The 16,190-nt window shown below is 45.5% G+C and carries 13 protein-coding genes and 1 other annotated feature; of the genes, 9 read left to right on the top strand and 4 right to left on the bottom strand.

The window, feature by feature from the left end; genetic code table 11:
- Window positions 1-56: 56 nt before the first annotated feature.
- Window positions 57-3,080 carry a transglycosylase domain-containing protein gene (locus AC6EJC_RS03345; protein ID WP_444952728.1) on the bottom strand — a complete coding sequence of 1,008 codons (3,024 nt, stop codon included), beginning with the start codon at window positions 3,078-3,080 and terminating at the stop codon, window positions 57-59.
- A 135-nt stretch (window positions 3,081-3,215) separates the two neighbouring features.
- Window positions 3,216-3,482: a binding site (T-box leader), on the top strand.
- A gap of 66 nt (window positions 3,483-3,548) precedes the next feature.
- Here AC6EJC_RS03345 and tyrS point away from each other — a divergent pair.
- Window positions 3,549-4,802 (top strand): tyrosine--tRNA ligase, encoded by a 1,254-nt coding sequence (tyrS, locus tag AC6EJC_RS03340; protein WP_444952727.1) that lies wholly within the window; start codon window positions 3,549-3,551, stop codon window positions 4,800-4,802.
- Window positions 4,803-4,972: 170 nt separating this feature from the next.
- Here tyrS and rpsD read toward each other — a convergent pair whose 3' ends face one another.
- On the bottom strand, window positions 4,973-5,572 hold the full coding sequence (rpsD, locus tag AC6EJC_RS03335; protein ID WP_025684247.1) for a 30S ribosomal protein S4: 600 nt from the start codon (window positions 5,570-5,572) through the stop codon (window positions 4,973-4,975).
- A gap of 434 nt (window positions 5,573-6,006) precedes the next feature.
- Between rpsD and AC6EJC_RS03330 the strand changes: the two genes are divergently transcribed.
- From AC6EJC_RS03330 to AC6EJC_RS03310, 5 genes are all read left to right on the top strand, one after another.
- Window positions 6,007-7,992: a sensor domain-containing diguanylate cyclase gene (locus AC6EJC_RS03330; protein ID WP_444952726.1), complete on the top strand. Its 1,986-nt coding sequence runs from the start codon at window positions 6,007-6,009 to the stop codon at window positions 7,990-7,992.
- 217 nt (window positions 7,993-8,209) lie between these two features.
- Window positions 8,210-9,034: a hypothetical protein gene (locus tag AC6EJC_RS03325; RefSeq protein ID WP_444952877.1), complete on the top strand. Its 825-nt coding sequence runs from the start codon at window positions 8,210-8,212 to the stop codon at window positions 9,032-9,034.
- Between the two features lie 76 nt (window positions 9,035-9,110).
- On the top strand, window positions 9,111-10,226 hold the full coding sequence (locus AC6EJC_RS03320; RefSeq protein ID WP_013310916.1) for an aminopeptidase: 1,116 nt from the start codon (window positions 9,111-9,113) through the stop codon (window positions 10,224-10,226).
- Between the two features lie 89 nt (window positions 10,227-10,315).
- The gene (locus tag AC6EJC_RS03315; protein WP_444952725.1) at window positions 10,316-10,558 is read left to right on the top strand and encodes an HPr family phosphocarrier protein; all 243 of its coding nucleotides are present in this window, start codon (window positions 10,316-10,318) and stop codon (window positions 10,556-10,558) included.
- Window positions 10,559-10,699: 141 nt separating this feature from the next.
- The gene (locus AC6EJC_RS03310) at window positions 10,700-10,990 is read left to right on the top strand and encodes an Fpa/YlaN family protein (protein WP_007431028.1); all 291 of its coding nucleotides are present in this window, start codon (window positions 10,700-10,702) and stop codon (window positions 10,988-10,990) included.
- A gap of 157 nt (window positions 10,991-11,147) precedes the next feature.
- On the opposite strand, the gene cax is transcribed toward AC6EJC_RS03310, so the two are convergent.
- Entirely contained in the window at window positions 11,148-12,218 is a 1,071-nt protein-coding gene (cax, locus tag AC6EJC_RS03305) for a calcium/proton exchanger (RefSeq protein ID WP_444952724.1), read from the bottom strand.
- A 192-nt stretch (window positions 12,219-12,410) separates the two neighbouring features.
- On the opposite strand from cax, the gene AC6EJC_RS03300 reads away from it, so the two are divergent.
- Window positions 12,411-12,776, top strand: a complete 366-nt coding sequence (locus tag AC6EJC_RS03300) for an Asp23/Gls24 family envelope stress response protein (RefSeq protein WP_322153556.1) — start codon at window positions 12,411-12,413, stop codon at window positions 12,774-12,776.
- A 129-nt stretch (window positions 12,777-12,905) separates the two neighbouring features.
- Here AC6EJC_RS03300 and ftsW read toward each other — a convergent pair whose 3' ends face one another.
- Window positions 12,906-14,165, bottom strand: a complete 1,260-nt coding sequence (ftsW, locus tag AC6EJC_RS03295) for a putative lipid II flippase FtsW (protein ID WP_444952723.1) — start codon at window positions 14,163-14,165, stop codon at window positions 12,906-12,908.
- 249 nt (window positions 14,166-14,414) lie between these two features.
- On the opposite strand from ftsW, the gene AC6EJC_RS03290 reads away from it, so the two are divergent.
- Together AC6EJC_RS03290 and AC6EJC_RS03285 are read left to right on the top strand one after the other, a co-directional pair.
- Complete coding sequence (locus AC6EJC_RS03290; protein ID WP_444952722.1) at window positions 14,415-15,614, top strand: M20 family metallopeptidase; 1,200 nt, start codon at window positions 14,415-14,417, stop codon at window positions 15,612-15,614.
- A gap of 91 nt (window positions 15,615-15,705) precedes the next feature.
- Window positions 15,706-16,134 carry a CBS domain-containing protein gene (locus AC6EJC_RS03285; RefSeq protein WP_444952721.1) on the top strand — a complete coding sequence of 143 codons (429 nt, stop codon included), beginning with the start codon at window positions 15,706-15,708 and terminating at the stop codon, window positions 16,132-16,134.
- Window positions 16,135-16,190 lie beyond the last annotated feature (56 nt).

Raw genomic sequence — 16,190 nt, 5'->3', positions numbered from 1 at the left:
GTTAGGGTGAATCATTCATCTTCACCCAACCTATCGTTGTCTGCTTGTGTCCTCAGTTATGGACGGACGGCTCCTGAAGGAGCCGATTCCCCCATGGCATTCATGGAAGTGACACGGAACCAGCCTTTTGGCTTTCTACCCGACTTATATTCAAAGCTGGTAGAGGCGGTAGAGCCTACGTTTGTAAAAGGCTCCGCACCGCTTTCACTGTAATACACGTTATAGCCTGTAATAGCGTCCCCAGGTTTTCCTGCGCTCCATTGGAGCGCTACGGACGAGCCTGCGGCTTTAGCTTGAGGCTGTCCAGGGGCAGTAGGGACCTCTGTAGGCTGTGCACCTGTTCCATCTCCCTCGCCCGGAACGTTTGGCCACTCAGAATCTATAGGTGGTACTACAGGTGCTGCGCTTACTTTCGTGCTTGGCCCGGACTCATGCCCGCCTACATCAACGGCGGTCACGTAGTAGCTGGAGCTGCTGCCCCCAGGGCTGTCAGAGAACACCTTGGAGCCATCAGCCATAACGACCTTGCCAAGCCGTTGGAAGCTGCCCCCATCTGTAGAACGATATAGACGGTATCCTACGACGTCGCTGTTTCCGCTTGGGCTAAAGCTGATTATGGCTTTGCCGTCACTATAGCTTACGTTGACGCTAGATGGAGCGTTAGGGGCTGCTCCATCGTCCTTGCGTGGATCAATCCGAGTAGGAGCTTCCTTATCTGCATCCTGAGGCAGATAGTAGGACAACGAGTTATGTCGTCTCATTACCTTAAAGGCTTGCTGAAGTTCTTTAATCAATTCTGAGATTGGCTTTTCCCGTTTCCTAACGGTCCGTTCATACAACATATCATCCGGTGTACCATCGCGTGGAATGTAATTCACACCTTGATAGGTAATATATTTCGCACGGGTAACACCATTTTCACTGTTTTTGGGTTGATACTTACTGTTATAAATGTCCGAACCATACGCGGACGCTGTACGGCTTACAATGCCGTCAGGTCTCTTGAAACTGTCCGTTTGGAACAACTGAGAATCTTTAGCCGTTACTTCATTCATGATTAGAGCCCATAAGCGACGAGCCCGCTCTTTTTGCGCTTTCGTTTCAAGCTTATTGACAGGTTGCTTGTAACCAACCCATACACCCAGCGTGACGTCAGGCGTAAAGCCCTCAAACCAAACATCAGTGTAAGATTGCGTAGTGCCTGTCTTGCCTGCAATCGGAATCTTGCCGGATTGATCAAAGTTCCGCTTCACCAGTCTGCCTGTGCCTTCCGACACGGCGGTACGCAACATATCCGTCATCAAGTAGGCGGTTTGCGGTGTGAAGGTCTGCACAGGATTAGGCTGATGCTTATATACAATATTGCCTTGCGAATCCACAATCTTTTCGATCATATAGGCGTCATTAAACACACCGCCATTTGGAATGGCTCCATATGCATTCGTGAGCTCCTCGACGGTCACCCCATGGGCCAAGCCGCCAAGTACACCCGTTTGGGCGTTGTTATCACTTGGTTCCAAGGTGGTTATGCCCAGCTTTTTGGCAAAAGCCCAGGCTTTGCTGATACCTACTTTTTCGTTAAACAGCTTGAGTGCTATCGTATTTAGCGATTGGTTTAGTGCATAACGCGCCGTGACCAATCCTTGATAGCGATTGTTAGCATTTTTCGGGATGTGATATCCATTACTGCCATCTTTCAAAATAATAGGAGCATCATCCACGATACTGCCAGGCTGCACAAGACCGCTGTCCAATGCAGGGAGATAGGCAGCAATTGGTTTCATAGCCGAACCTGGCTGACGTACCATCTGGGTAGCATAATTCATTTGCTCCTTTTGGAAGTCCCGACCTTCCATCATTCCGAGAATGGCGCCTGTTTTATGCTGAATCAGAATAGCCGCTGCTTGTTCGTCACCCTTGGTTTTACTGGTAGCAGAGAAGTTGTCTTTATTTTCTGCAATTTGGCGCATAGATTTGTATACGCTCTTATCAATGGTGGTGTACACCATATAACCGCCTGTGCGAAGCTGCTGTTCGGCTTCTTTGAGTAAATCGTTATCATCCTTGGTCTTGGTATCTGCACTGGCATTAGCTGCTTGACCCGGATTGGTGACAGACATGAGTGCCTGCGCGGCTTGCCGCTCGGTTTCCATCATAAGGTATGGATAGGTGTTATAAGCTTTAACAGTGCGTGGTGCGAGAGATTTTTTGATATCAAAAGCCATCGCTTCATCATACTGTGCTTTATTGATTTTGTTCTCCTCCAGCATTCGACTGAGCACCAGGTGCTGGCGGTTTATGGCTCTTTTAAAGCCAGTTTCATTAAACTCGCCCTTACCGTTGTAAGCAGAATAAGAAGAAGGAAGCTGTGGTAGACCTGCCAGATAGGCGGCTTGGGCTACATTAAGCTTGCTCAGATCATTCTCATTAAAAATACCTTTGGCCGCTGCTTTAATGCCAAAGACGTTGTAACCGCTTGAACCGTTACCAAAAGGTACTTTATTGAGATAGGCCGTAATAATTTGCTGCTTGCTCAGGAAGCGCTCAAGCCGCAGAGATAGCAAAATTTCTTTGACCTTGCGGTCATCCGTGCGATCGAGATTTAGAAAGACACGACGCGCGAGCTGCTGGGTGAGGGTGCTCCCCCCGGTTTGTACAGATTCATGCAGCGCCTTTTGCTTCACAGCACGCAGCGTTCCCGACAGATCGACTCCTCTATGCTCGTAAAAATGGTTATCTTCAATGGCAATGACTGCGTCAATGACGAGTTGTGGAATCTCCTTAAACGTGACAGGTCTTCGATCTTCCTCTGTCCGGAGTTGTCCGATGGGAGAGCCATCATTGAAATAAGCGAAGCCTGTAATTGCATTCTTATCTACTTCCTGTAGGATCATGGATCTGGAACGCACGGGTTCGCTTTTTACAATAGAAGCAACATAGCCGGCGGCGGCTCCTCCTGCGAATAGTGCCCCCATAAAACCAATGATGACGACCCACTTTATGACACGGCCGAGCCTTCGCATGGTTGTCCGTAAGCGGGAAGGCTTTGGCTCTGATACATTGTTTTTTTCTTCAACCATTAAGTCTTCCTCCTTTATAACAGCCATTATTATAGCATAAAATTACAAAATGAACCCATATGCTAAAAAGCCTGTCTTTTGGTGTCGTTGACTACATAAAAGCAGTGTGTTATAAATAGGTCAAAGTAAATATCGTGAAAAGCAGAGAAAGACTTCAGTAGAAGGCGGATTCACGTTGTACAGAGAGCCGGTGGGTGGTGTGAATCGGTAGCGTCCCTCCTTTGAATTACCGTCTGGAGCTGTCTGGATGAATGGAAAGCTTTTGCAGGTTTGCGAAGCTACCATAGTAATCCAGTACCGGGTGTAGGCCCGTTATAGGAATGAAGTGAAAGAAATGTCTGTCTTTGACATGCGTTTCTTTAATTAGGGTGGTAACGCGAGCAGCTCCTTCTCGTCCCTTGGGATGAAAGGGGCTTTTTTGTTTGTCTAATATGTAATATTTTGGATGAAAAATAGGAGGTATACAGCATGAAGTGGGAAGAATTGAAGCCGGAGCAACAGGTAGAGGTAGAGCGACAGTTAGAGGCGATACAGCGGGGTGTGGCGGAAATTGTACCGGAGGATGAGCTGAAGCGTAAGGTTATCAAATCGGTCGTTAGCGGCGAGCCACTCAAAATTAAGCTGGGTCTTGATCCATCTGCGCCTGACATTCACATCGGACATACGGTTGTTATGCACAAACTGCGCCAGTTCCAGGAATTAGGCCATCAAGTGCAACTGATTATCGGAGATTTTACGGGCAGAATTGGTGATCCGACAGGTAAATCGGAGACTCGTAAGCAACTGACTGAGGAAGATGTACAGCGTAATGCACAAACGTACAAGGAACAAATTTTTAAAATTCTCGATCCTGAAAAAACAAAGGTATTCTACAATTCCGAATGGTTAGGGCCAATGTCTTTTGCTGATGTAGTAACCCTATCCGCCAAGGTAACGGTTGCCCGTATGTTGGAACGGGATGATTTTACAAAAAGGTACCAAAACGGATTGCCGATCAGCATCCATGAGTTCTTTTACCCGCTGATGCAGGGCATGGATTCCGTGGCTCTCCAAAGTGATATTGAATTGGGGGGGACGGATCAGAAGTTTAATCTGCTGATGGGCAGAACCCTGCAGAAAGAATACGGAGTTGAGCCGCAGGCTACTATTACATTACCATTGCTTGAAGGGCTGGATGGCGTCCAGAAGATGAGCAAAAGTTTGGGGAACTACATTGGTGTTGATGAGGAGCCGAACGAAATATACGGGAAATCCATGTCCGTTCCTGACGAGCTGATGCTGAAATATTTTGAACTTGCAACGGATATCAACAACGAGGAACTGGCAGAGCTGGCGAAAGGTATTAAGGACGGTTCAGTGCATCCACGTGATGCCAAAATGAAGCTGGCCGGTACGTTAGTACGCATGTACCACGGTGAAGAAGCGGAGGAAGCAGCGAAACAGCATTTTGTGACAGTATTCCAGCAACGCGCGCTGCCTGACGATATTGAAGAGTTCACCTTGACGGCTGATCAGTTAGAAGAAGGCGGCATTCGTGTTATCCAGTTGCTGACTCATCTGGGCTTTGCAGCATCTAACGGTGAAGCCAAGCGTAGTATTCAGCAGGGTTCGGTCAAAATTAACGAAGAGAAATGGACCGATGTGAACGAAGCATATATGCCGCAGGAAGGCGACATTGTGCAAGTAGGTAAACGAAAATTTGCTAAAATCAAGCTGAGTTAATTAGAATACATTTAAAAGCAACGCTGAGACCTGTATAGCATCTCTGCGTTGCTTTTTTTATTCTTACTGAGTGAATAAAAAGCTATAAGTTAGACGCTACGATAACATAAAAAAATAACATGAAAAAGCACCCGAATAAATTCGGGTGCTTTTCGGTGCTAATACAAAGATTAGCGGTTGTAGAATTCGACGATTTGTTTTTCATCGATATCTTGGGACAATTCGCCACGCTCAGGCAAACGAATGTATTTGCCTTCCAGAGCTGCGTCATTGTACTCCAGGTAAGCTGCCAAGTGGTTGCGGTTTTCCAAAGCTTCTTTGATGGAAGACAGGGAACGACTTCTTTCACGAAGACCGATCACGTCGCCAAGGCTTACTTGGTAAGAAGCGATGTCAACTTTTTTACCGTTCACAGTAACGTGACCGTGAGCTACCAATTGACGTGCGCCTGCACGGGAATTAGCAAAGCCAAGACGGAACACAAGGTTGTCCAGGCGGCTTTCCAGCAAGAACATAAAGTTCTCACCAGCGATACCGTGCATGTGTTGAGCTTTGTTGAACAGGGTACGGAATTGTTTTTCACCCAAGCCGTACATGTGACGCAGCTTTTGTTTCTCTTGAAGCTGCATACCGTAGTTGCTGATTTTTCTCCGTTGGTTTGCACCATGTTGTCCCGGAGGGAAAGGGCGTTTCAATTCTTTACCTGTGCCGCTCAGGGAAATACCGAGACGACGGCTCAATTTAAATTTAGGACCAGTGTAACGTGCCATTATAGAGTTAACTCCTTCATAATTAAAATTTGAGTTGGGGCTCTCTTTGCGCTCCAATTTGTTCGGCGCTACCTATTAAGGTGAACGCACTACTGACAGAAAAGTTCAGCCGCTGTCCTGTCAGCAACAAAAAAGATGAGGGTGACACAAACTGTTACGCCCAAAATTTAAGATCCGCACAGTAGATAGTCTGCCGTACAGTCTTTTTCAATAATATATACTATATGTAAGAGTAGGTCAATGTCAAGAAGAGAAAAAGAATGAAAACGTCAAAATTTGTCGATAGGGCTTTAGAACTAAAAAAGTGGGACGAATTTCTGAAAAATGGATGCAAATTTCTAGAGTTGAGAGTAAAATAGATCATATTATGAGCTATAGTGGTGTATAGCCGCTGTCTTGGTACAGCTAATTTTGCTGTGAAGGAGCGCCTTAATATGTCGGAATTTTCAACAACGGATCAGCAAATGCTTGACAGTAAAACAGTTCAGGCTAGCGGTGCTCCGCTGTTTGATGATAAAGGATATACGTCTTTTGCCTGGCTCCAGAACATGGATATGACACCCTATGATTTCCCCTATATTAACCAGCTTCTTGTCCAAGGATATCGGAATTGGTTACATCAGAACAATGGTATATCCTGGATTAACGAAGAATATACTGCTGTTTTTAATTTTACAGGTGTTCGGGTCGCTGGTAGGGAAGAGGATGATGACGAGGATTTGGATTTGGTCGAACGTTGTTGCATATCTAGAGAGATGGAAGTGGGCCAGCGCAAACTTCGTGATGGAAGCCTTGCATTTGTATACATGGTTCCCATACTATGCCGCAATTACAAGAGGGAGCCCTTCGCGGCTCTTCGTTTTACACGGCCCGCTCAACATTCTGTCTCGGAGCAGGACGCATTGTTAGTAGCTGCTTTGCATTTTAGATCCTGCTTTTACTCGAAGTTCGAGTATATATTTATGGAAGATATCCTTGGGATGAAGAATCGAAGCGATCGTGAAGGCAGACGCCGCTCTATTTTATTTCAGATTGTAAAACGGATGCATGACAAGATTGATGTGGAAGGCGTGCTGGACGAAGTGTTTGGGAGCATCGCCTATTTGTTTCCCCATGTGGATATCACGTTGTATATGAGTCAGGATCGGCATAGTCGCAATCCGCAGGTCAAACCTTTGCTGCTGCATGAACGGGACGAGGATGTATGTGTCCGTGCATTTATGAAAGGGCAAATGGCTGTGAATGAGCCTGTCGGTACACAAGACGAAATGACTGAAATCGGTATCCCATTACGTGGCAAGCAGGGCGTATACGGTGTTTTCCATATGATTCTTCCGGCCGGTGCGGATAGTATGAAAAAAGTGGATGTAGAGCTGATTGCCATGATGGCGGATACGGCTGGCACCGCGTTTGAAAATGCGAAGCTGCTAGAGCAATCGAATGTACTTATCCATGAATTGCGTCTCATTAATGAGCTGGTTCAGCGCTTGAATCAGAGCCTGAAGTTAAATGAAATATTTGAGTTTGCCGTGCAGGAGTTATTAAAAATGTTCATGGCCGACTTTTGCTGTATTGTGCAACTTGATCAGGATGGAAGCTGTTTTAAGGTCATGTCGAGTAATGTGGAAAGCTTAAGGCTGGAAAGTTACCCTCGTGAAGATGGATTTGCTGGACTGATACGCAAAACAGGAGAACCAGTGATTGTATCGGACTACAAAAAGGATGGGAAGATATCCTCTCAGTTTATGAATGCGACGGACTCCCAGTCTTTGATGGCTGTACCTATGAAGACGAGCGGTACTCCTAGAGGGGTTATACTATTGACCAGTAAGCTCCCACACTTTTTCTCTTACGATAATTACAAGATGCTGCAAATGCTAGCCCCTCATATCGGGTTGGCGGTAACCAATGCTATGCTACACGCTGAGGTGCGGCGGCTGGCTAATATGGATATGTTAACAGGTCTGTATGTACGTCATTATGTGGACCAAATCATTCAGCAACATCAGGAAAAAGATTTCTGTGGATCTCTTATTTTGGTGGATATTGATCAATTCAAGCAGGTGAATGATACGTATGGGCATCAGACAGGTGACGAAATTTTGAAAAGCGTCAGCAATATCGTTCGTTCGGCGACCCGTGATGAGGATGTATGTGCCAGATGGGGCGGTGAGGAGCTTGCCATTTATTTGCCGCAGTTGGGGGTGCAGCAGGCGCTCGGATATGCAGAAAAAATACGTTACCGTGTACAGCATGAAACCGAGCCTCAGGTGACTGTTTCTTGCGGGATTGCTGAATGGAACTGGCTGGACGAGCAGATCAGTATTGAATCTTTATTTTATAGGGCTGATATGGCCTTGTATGAAGCGAAAAATGAAGGACGTAATCGAATAGTTATTGATCATGCAGCCGATGTGTAGAGAATATTCCTTAGGGAATGTTCTCTTTTTGTCTTGCATAACCCATTGTAGACAGGTAATCCTAAACGTAGCTATATCGTGTGTATGACTGAACTAGGGATACCACGATGAAGTGAACCAGGTAGCATGACTGTCCTGAAGCAGGATTTTTGCTCATGAGTACGGTTATGTTCAGGATAGGGTGGATGATGGGATGCATTGGAGAAAGCAATGGATGATGCAGGTTTGTGCGTTTCTTGTAATATGTGTGTTAAGTGGTTGTGCACTGGAGCGACAATATACTCCTGAGCAGATTTTTAAAAGAGCTGTTGCAGGAATGGCCGGCAAAGAGATGGTAACGTTTACTGGACGGACTGGAATCAGAGCTGACAGCGGTCTGCCAACGAATCAACAGTTTGAATATCACGGGAGACTAAGAAATCACGATGAATTGATCATGCACTGGGGCTCTGAAGAGGCTTTTCGTAAGCAAGGTGGCTACGTAGCCCTGAAACAAGGTAAGTCCGAGCATGGTGTTACACGTGAACGTTTTCTTCGTCAGAATGGAAAATGGATTGCGCTGACATCCGGTTATACTCCTATGGTTGGAAATGGTATGTTAAATCGCTTCAATCCGATTCAGGAACTAGAGGAATTAAACACACTGAATAAGAGCATTCGTATGGAGACCGGAGCTGCCCGGGGAACCTGGGTGGTGCGGATTGAGCCAGAACCTGCATCGGCAAAGCGCTGGTTGAAAGAACGTTTAATGAAAGAAATGAATACATTAAATCCACAAATCGGGATATTAAAAATGCAGCATACAGGAACGAATCGAGAGCTGCAAAAAAAGCTGAGCCAAATATGGGCGCAGAGTTGTGAGGATATGAATAACCAGCTGGAGCATTCCGTTGTGCGAACTGTGTATCATCTGACCATAGATCGCCAAACGGGTTTACCCTTAAAGCTGTCATCGGAATGCCGAATTTCCCGACAGGGAGCGAATGAAGAGCTACATCAAGAGGCTTTGATAACCAGAGTTGCTTTTGAGGACTACAAGTAACGTAACGGGCGTGATACAATGGATTTTGAATTAACCATTGTTCAAAAAGAACGAAATAGAGAAGGAGACACACTACATGAAAGATCCTAGAATACTTAAGCTAGCAGAAAATCTAGTAGGTTACTCTGTTGAAGTGCAGCCTGGAGAAAATGTACTGATAGAAATGATTGGTACAGAGCGCGACTTGCTTAACGCCATCATTCATGAAGTTGGTAAAAAAGGCGGAAATGTTTTTGTTCAGCTTACAGACCGTAAGGTACAGAGCGCTATGCTTCGCCACGCGACAAAGGAAATGCTGGAAACCTGGGCTGAAATTGACCTCAACCGGATGAAACAAATGCACTGCTACATCGGAATTCGTGCAGGTGAAAATGTAAATGATCTGTCGGATGTGCCGGAAGATAAAATGAAAATGTATAATTCCATTTATCAGCATGCGGTACATAGCGAACAACGGGTGAAACACACAAAATGGGTAGTGTTGCGTTATCCGAATGACAGCATGGCTCAGTTGGCGAATATCAGCACAGAAGCGTTCGAAGATTTTTATTTCGATGTGTGCAATCTGGATTACGCGAAAATGGACAAAGCTCAAGATGCATTGGCAGACTTGATGAACCGGACAGACAAGGTACGGATCAGCGGGCCGGGTACGGATCTGAATTTCTCTATCAAGCAAATCGGAGCCATCAAGTGTTCAGGTCAATGCAATATCCCGGATGGCGAAGTATACAGCGCGCCTGTACGTGATTCCGTTAACGGAACCATTAGCTATAATGCACAGACCCTGTATAATGGTATTACCTTTGAGAATGTTAAATTCCGTTTTGAAAATGGTAAAATCGTGGAAGCGACGAGTAACGATACGAAGCGGCTTAATGATATTCTCGATTCTGACGAGGGAGCACGTTATATTGGCGAGTTTGCAATCGGGTTTAATCCGCACATTTTACATCCAATGAAGGATATTCTGTTTGACGAGAAAATCGCTGGCAGCTTACATTTTACACCGGGTCAAGCTTATGAAACAGCGGATAACGGTAATCGTTCATCGATCCATTGGGATTTGGTTTTGATTCAGCGTCCAGAATATGGCGGCGGTGAAATTTATTTTGATGATGTTTTGATTCGTAAAGACGGCATTTTTGTACTGCCTGAGCTGGAGCCATTAAACCCTGAAAATTTGAAATAACGATATCCCTTCTTGATGAGAAAGCGATTTCAATGTATCATAATGGATGAGTAATGATACATGACAATCCAGTAAAGCGAGGGATCTCTATGTCCAATAATAACGCGGCGGTTGTTGAAATTGCACAGACGGCGAGCAAGTTCACTTCTTCCATCGTCCTTCATTCCGAAAATAAGTATATTGATGTGAAAAGTATACTGGGCTTGTTTACGACCCTGGTCAGCAGCCACAGCTATGAACTACACGTTCATGGACCAGATGCGGAGGAAGCCAAGAAAGCGATCATTGAGGTGTTCCAGAAGCACGGACTGCACATTTCAGTAGCCAGCTAACTTTATTCATGAAGCAAAAGCATCCCTACCTGTAACTGTAGGGATGCTTTTTTTGTCAGGTTCTTGTATTAGCCTGCAATTTGGTCTAATATTAAGGTTAGGACGTCTTGTGCGACATTGAGACATAGGGGGGAAGAATCCATGACTTCATCTGATTTGCAGGAGCAATTGAATATCAAGGCCATTAATCTGCTTCAGGAAGATGCAGATAAAATAAAGAAGCTTATTGAAGTACAGATGGAGAATCTGGCAACCCGTTATTGCCCTCTCTATGAGGAAGTGCTGGATACTCAGATGTACGGATTTTCCAAGGAAGTGGATTTTGCGGTTCGCGCCGGACTTCTTCCGGAAATGGTAGGTAAACAGCTGGTCAGTGAGCTGGAACGCAATCTGGCTATTCTATATGAGGCCATGAATAATAAGGCCAATTAGGAAGATGGTTGAATTGATGAGAGCATGCGGAGTTTGAGAGCATGCTTTTTTTGATGCCTTTTTTATGAAAAAGGGGACGAGTCCCCTACTTTTATAATGTTTAGGATAGTAGCAGCGCCCTTCTACAATCCTAATGCACATTTTAAAAACTTGAAAGCTACACAAGGAAGAAGGATACACCTAACAATATATACACTACCAGTAGCATGAGTCCCTCATACCAGTTGGTTGAGCCGTCCTGGGTGATGGATTTGGCGATAAATACAGCGACGGCAATGGCGACCAGCTCAATTGTGGTAAAAACGATATTCATCGTGTTTCCCATAAAGTAGCTGACAAAAATCAGCACAGGGGCAACGAATAGTGCAATTTGCAAACTGCTGCCGACTGCAATTTCGACCGATGCACCGATTTTGTTCTTCATCGCCAGTAAAATGGCAGCGCTGTGTTCGGCCGCATTACCAATAATAGCGACGAGGAATGCACCTACGAACAATTCGCTGAGCCCAAATTGGGTCGTAAGTACCTCCAGTGTACCTACCAGCCATTCGCTGACAAAAGCGACCATAATGGTAGCGAGTACCAAATAGGCAATGGATTTGTTTCTGGACCACATAGGGGCATGCTCATGTGGCAATTCTTCATCTTTTTGTTCGGTCACGTCAGCTAAATAGTCCTTATGCGTAATCATAGAAAAAATAAGCCACGCAATATACGCGACAATTAGCGTACCTGCGACAATGAGACTGAGCGTATCTGATTCGCTATCCGTAATGACGTGTGTGTTCAGAAAGACAGCAGGAACGAACAAGGCAATAACAGCCACGATCATCAGTGAGCCGCTTAATCCAGCCAGCGATATATTAAAATTTTGCACTTTGTATTTCAAACCGCCAGCGAACAGACTTGCTCCGAGCACCAGTAGCAGATTGCCGATGATCGATCCGGTGAGACTGGCCTTTACCATATCGTAAAGACCTTCTTTGACAAGAAAGATGGCGATGATCAGTTCGGCTGCGTTACCAAAGGTGGCATTTAAGAATCCACCTAAACGTTGGCCAGCATAATGAGCAACACTTTCGGTCGCTCTGCCGAGAAAACCAGCTACGAATACAACAGAAATCGCGCAAATAACAAATTGGGTTATAGCGTTCCAATGCGTGTAATGAGCGACTGCACTAAGAGCAAATGTCGCTATAAGCAAAGCGGGAGATAACCATTTTTTCAATGAAGAGCACCTCGATATCAATGGATGTGTACAAGTTTGGCGAATGCTGTCACTTGTATGGATTTTCTAAATTAATATACCCAAAATGATATAGGTTGTAAACGAAAGTTGTTTTTCATACGTAGGGTTTGCATTTGGAGTGGCTGAGGCTTTACAATACAAATAAAGGATGGATGAAGGGGGACATAGGTCATGGCAGAGCAAATTCAACAACTGGAAGCAGGAAACATCAAGATTTCCAACGATGTCGTAGGTAAAATTGCCGGGATGGCCGCATTAGAGACACCGGGCATTGCTGCAATGTCAGGCGGCTTATCGGAAGGCTGGGCCAAAAGGCTGAGCGGTAAAAATGTGCAAAAAGGCGTATCAGTGGAGGTTGGACAGCTAGAAGCTGCCATTGATCTACGTATTATCGTGATCTACGAAACACCTATTCATGAGGTGTCCCGAATTCTTCAGCAAAATGTACGAGAAGCCGTCGAAAGCATGACGGGTTTGCGGGTCGTGGAAGTGAACGTAAAAGTGGAAGGTGTCGCTTTCAAGGACGACGCAGTGTAAAAGAATCAGGACACGATAAATTGACGTTTTTCAACAGTATAGCATTTTTGCAGATGGATCCCGTATTTATGCATCATACAAAAGAACTTCCAAAGCCACCGTTGTAAGTGGTCAATGGAAGTTCTTTTTTTAGCGAAAACGGTTGGTTCTACGAGTTTGAAAGCGGTTGGGTACTTCATTACGGACAGCTACCCCTGTAGTGCGTTCCTGCACCGCTTGTTTGGTATTCTCACGGGAAATACTGAGCATAATGCCCATGGAAAACATCGTGACAAGCAGGGAAGAACCGCCAAAGCTGATAAAAGGAAGCGTTACTCCGGTGATTGGAATCGTTTGGGTTACCCCGCCGATATTAATGAACGCCTGAATGGCGATCAATCCCATGATGCCGGTGCCAACCAACGTTCCGAACGGATCATGGCAACGTAGGGCGATAATCATTCCTCGCCAAATGAAATACAAATATAGCATCAGGAATATGGCTGTTCCGATAAATCCGAATTCTTCACCGATCACGGAAAAAATAAAATCATTAAACGAATTGGGAAGATAGTGAAGCTTGATAATACCCTTACCAAATCCTGATCCAGTTAGGCCGCCTTCACCTATAGCTTGCAAGGACTGCACCAGATTATATCCGGTTCCTTGTCTATATTTCTCGGGATTAAGATAGGCTTGAAAACGTCCGATTTTATAATCTTGCTTGGCAGCAGCTTGTCCATCCACTGTTCCGGAATCTCCTCCGAACAACGATCCAATACCAAACACGATGGAAGCGCCTAGCACGAGCAGGGCGATTGATGCTGTAATATGCTTGACACTGGCTCCCCCGGCATAAATAATCAGACCACTGGTGGCTACCAAAATGAAGGTGGAGCCGAAATCAGGTTGAAGCATGATGAGTCCTGCAACAGAGCCTACAATGACAGTTACAGGTATGTAGCCAGTCCGCAAATCTCTAAAGCGATCTCCTTTTTTGACGATCAGTGCGGATAAGTAAAGGATGATGGAAATTTTCGCAAGCTCCGTTGGCTGGAAGCCAACACTACCAAACCTGATCCAGCTTTTTGCGCCGTTAAGAGAGCCCGTAAAAAGAACGATGATTAGCAGGAATATGCTTATGAAAAATAAAGGCACAAAAAGCTTTTTATATTTTTCCATCTTAATATTCATAGCTACCAACATAATAAAAAGTCCAAGTACAGCAAATGCAGATTGGCGCTTCACAAAATATAAAGAGTCAAAATTGTATTCTTTATTCAGCAAAGCTACGCTGGAGCTGGAGCTAAATACCATGATTACACCGAATCCAACCAGCAACAAAGTGAGGATCAGCAATTGGAAATCCGGTGTGCCTCTTCTTCGAGTCTCCGGCTTCGTATTTCTCATATCAGCTTCCCCCGGTATTCGCCGCAAGGTATATTCCTCGCAGACGGTTATCATTTTATCGTTTTCCATTTTATCATAGTATGTTTGATGGGCTTCTGCAACCTCCTTGGAGCAACAGATATCCCAACAATTCCATATCTGCTACAATAGGATAAAAATAAAGACTTGAGAGCAGCGGCGCCTACGTGGTGAAGCTACATGATTTATCGGGGAACTTGCCCGGTGCTTTAAAAAGAGAGGTGGAGCATAATGACACAACATGCGATAGACAAGACCTGGTTTGATCATTTGCAAGAAAACATGGTGGAGTGGCGCAGATATTTACATAAGAATCCCGAAATTTCTTTTCAGGAAAGTAAAACCGCAGCTTTTGTAGCGGATAAGCTGGAGAGTTGGGGAATAGAGGTTCGCCGTCAGGTAGGGGGACACGGTGTTGTAGGTACCATTCGTGGTGCCAAACCCGGACCTGTCGTCATGCTGCGCGCCGATATGGATGCTCTTCCTATTCAGGATGAAAAGGAATGTGAATATCGCTCCAGCGTGGATGGGGCCATGCATGCTTGCGGGCATGACGGACATACGTCCGTATTGCTTGGAACGGCAAACTATTACAGTCTGAACCGCGACAAGCTGGAAGGAGAAATTCGGTTGTTGTTCCAACCTGCGGAGGAATTGCTGCCTGGCGGTGCGGTCAATGTAATGAAAGATGGTGTATTGGAAGGTGTGGACGTCATTTATGGTATCCATTTATGGACACCATTTCCGGTCGGGACGGCTGCGAGCTGCGCAGGGCCGTTAATGGCGGCGGCAGACGATTTTTATATTGAAATTACAGGTAAGGGTGGGCATGGTGGTATGCCCCAGTCCACTAATGATAGTGTGTTGGCGGGTTCAGCTCTTGTAATGCAGCTACAAAGTATCGTAAGCCGTTCAGTAGATCCGTTACGACCTGCTGTGCTGACGGTGGGAACCATCCAAGGGGGTTCTGCGCAAAATGTGATCGCGGAAACCTGTCGCTTGAGTGGGACAATTCGTACGTTTGATGAGGAGACCCGGACGGTCATTAAGGAGCGACTGCATCAGGTGACAGAGCTTACAGCTGCAACATACGGTACAACAGCACAGATTCGCTATATTATGGGATACCCGCCAGTTGTCAATGATGCACATGAAGCTTCTCGTTTCTTTAAGGAAGCAAAATCTGTTTTTGGCGAGGGGAGTGTACAGGAAGCGTCGAAGCTGATGCCTGCCGAAGATTTTGCGTATTATTTGGAACGTGTACCAGGTTGCTTCATGTTCGTGGGAGCGGGTAACCCAGCTAAAGGAGCGGTTTATCCGCACCATCATCCGAAATTTGATTTTGATGAGGATGCCATGATTAATGCAGTTCGTTTGTTTATTGCCATGTCTACCGGATACGCAGCGGGAACGAAAAGCAGGGGCAATTAACGGCTAATATGAGTTGAATTGGGAACGGGTCAACCCGGAGTATGAGCTGAATAAAATGGGGTACCCTACTCTTGAAAAGGAGGGAGTACCCATGAAAAAGGTTCAGGAAGTTATGACTAAAAAATGTGTAACGGTGACCCCACAAGACAACATTTATGAGGTTGCAGTCAAAATGAAGGACAATGATACTGGTTTTATCCCGGTTGTGGAAAGAGAAGGCAGTGACAAGCTGATCGGTGTAATAACGGACCGTGATCTTGTCGTTCGTGGTTATGCGGACAAGCATTCCGGTTCCAGCTCAGTTGATGCGGTAATGACGACAGGTATTCGTACAGCTAGTGCGGACATGTCGGTGGACCAAGCAGCTGAACTGATGGCAGAGCAGCAAATCCGTCGTTTGCCCGTGACAGAAGGAGACCGTCTGATCGGGATTGTTTCGATCGGGGATTTGGCTGTTCGTAATATTTTTGCAGATAACGCTGGAGAGGCGCTTAGCCATATTTCCGAGCAGGTCCACTAGAAGAATAATAAGGTAGGCATGACTTTGGGACTGTCTTTATCCCAAGCTTCTCATCA

This window comes from Paenibacillus sp. TY11 (genome assembly GCF_059772165.1).
Note: the sequence above shows the minus strand (reverse complement) of the source record. Positions and strands in the feature narration are given on the sequence as shown.

What these genes read in the sequence shown, in the direction of transcription:
- AC6EJC_RS03345 (WP_444952728.1), bottom strand. Translation starts at nt 3,080, where the DNA reads ATGGTTGAAGAAAAAAACAATGTATCAGAGCCAAAGCCTTCCCGCTTA.
- AC6EJC_RS03285 (WP_444952721.1), top strand. Translation starts at nt 15,706, where the DNA reads ATGAAAAAGGTTCAGGAAGTTATGACTAAAAAATGTGTAACGGTGACC.
- AC6EJC_RS03320 (WP_013310916.1), top strand. Translation starts at nt 9,111, where the DNA reads ATGAAAGATCCTAGAATACTTAAGCTAGCAGAAAATCTAGTAGGTTAC.
- AC6EJC_RS03310 (WP_007431028.1), top strand. Translation starts at nt 10,700, where the DNA reads ATGACTTCATCTGATTTGCAGGAGCAATTGAATATCAAGGCCATTAAT.
- AC6EJC_RS03315 (WP_444952725.1), top strand. Translation starts at nt 10,316, where the DNA reads ATGTCCAATAATAACGCGGCGGTTGTTGAAATTGCACAGACGGCGAGC.
- AC6EJC_RS03330 (WP_444952726.1), top strand. Translation starts at nt 6,007, where the DNA reads ATGTCGGAATTTTCAACAACGGATCAGCAAATGCTTGACAGTAAAACA.
- ftsW (WP_444952723.1), bottom strand. Translation starts at nt 14,165, where the DNA reads ATGAGAAATACGAAGCCGGAGACTCGAAGAAGAGGCACACCGGATTTC.
- rpsD (WP_025684247.1), bottom strand. Translation starts at nt 5,572, where the DNA reads ATGGCACGTTACACTGGTCCTAAATTTAAATTGAGCCGTCGTCTCGGT.
- AC6EJC_RS03325 (WP_444952877.1), top strand. Translation starts at nt 8,210, where the DNA reads ATGCAGGTTTGTGCGTTTCTTGTAATATGTGTGTTAAGTGGTTGTGCA.
- AC6EJC_RS03290 (WP_444952722.1), top strand. Translation starts at nt 14,415, where the DNA reads ATGACACAACATGCGATAGACAAGACCTGGTTTGATCATTTGCAAGAA.
- AC6EJC_RS03300 (WP_322153556.1), top strand. Translation starts at nt 12,411, where the DNA reads ATGGCAGAGCAAATTCAACAACTGGAAGCAGGAAACATCAAGATTTCC.
- tyrS (WP_444952727.1), top strand. Translation starts at nt 3,549, where the DNA reads ATGAAGTGGGAAGAATTGAAGCCGGAGCAACAGGTAGAGGTAGAGCGA.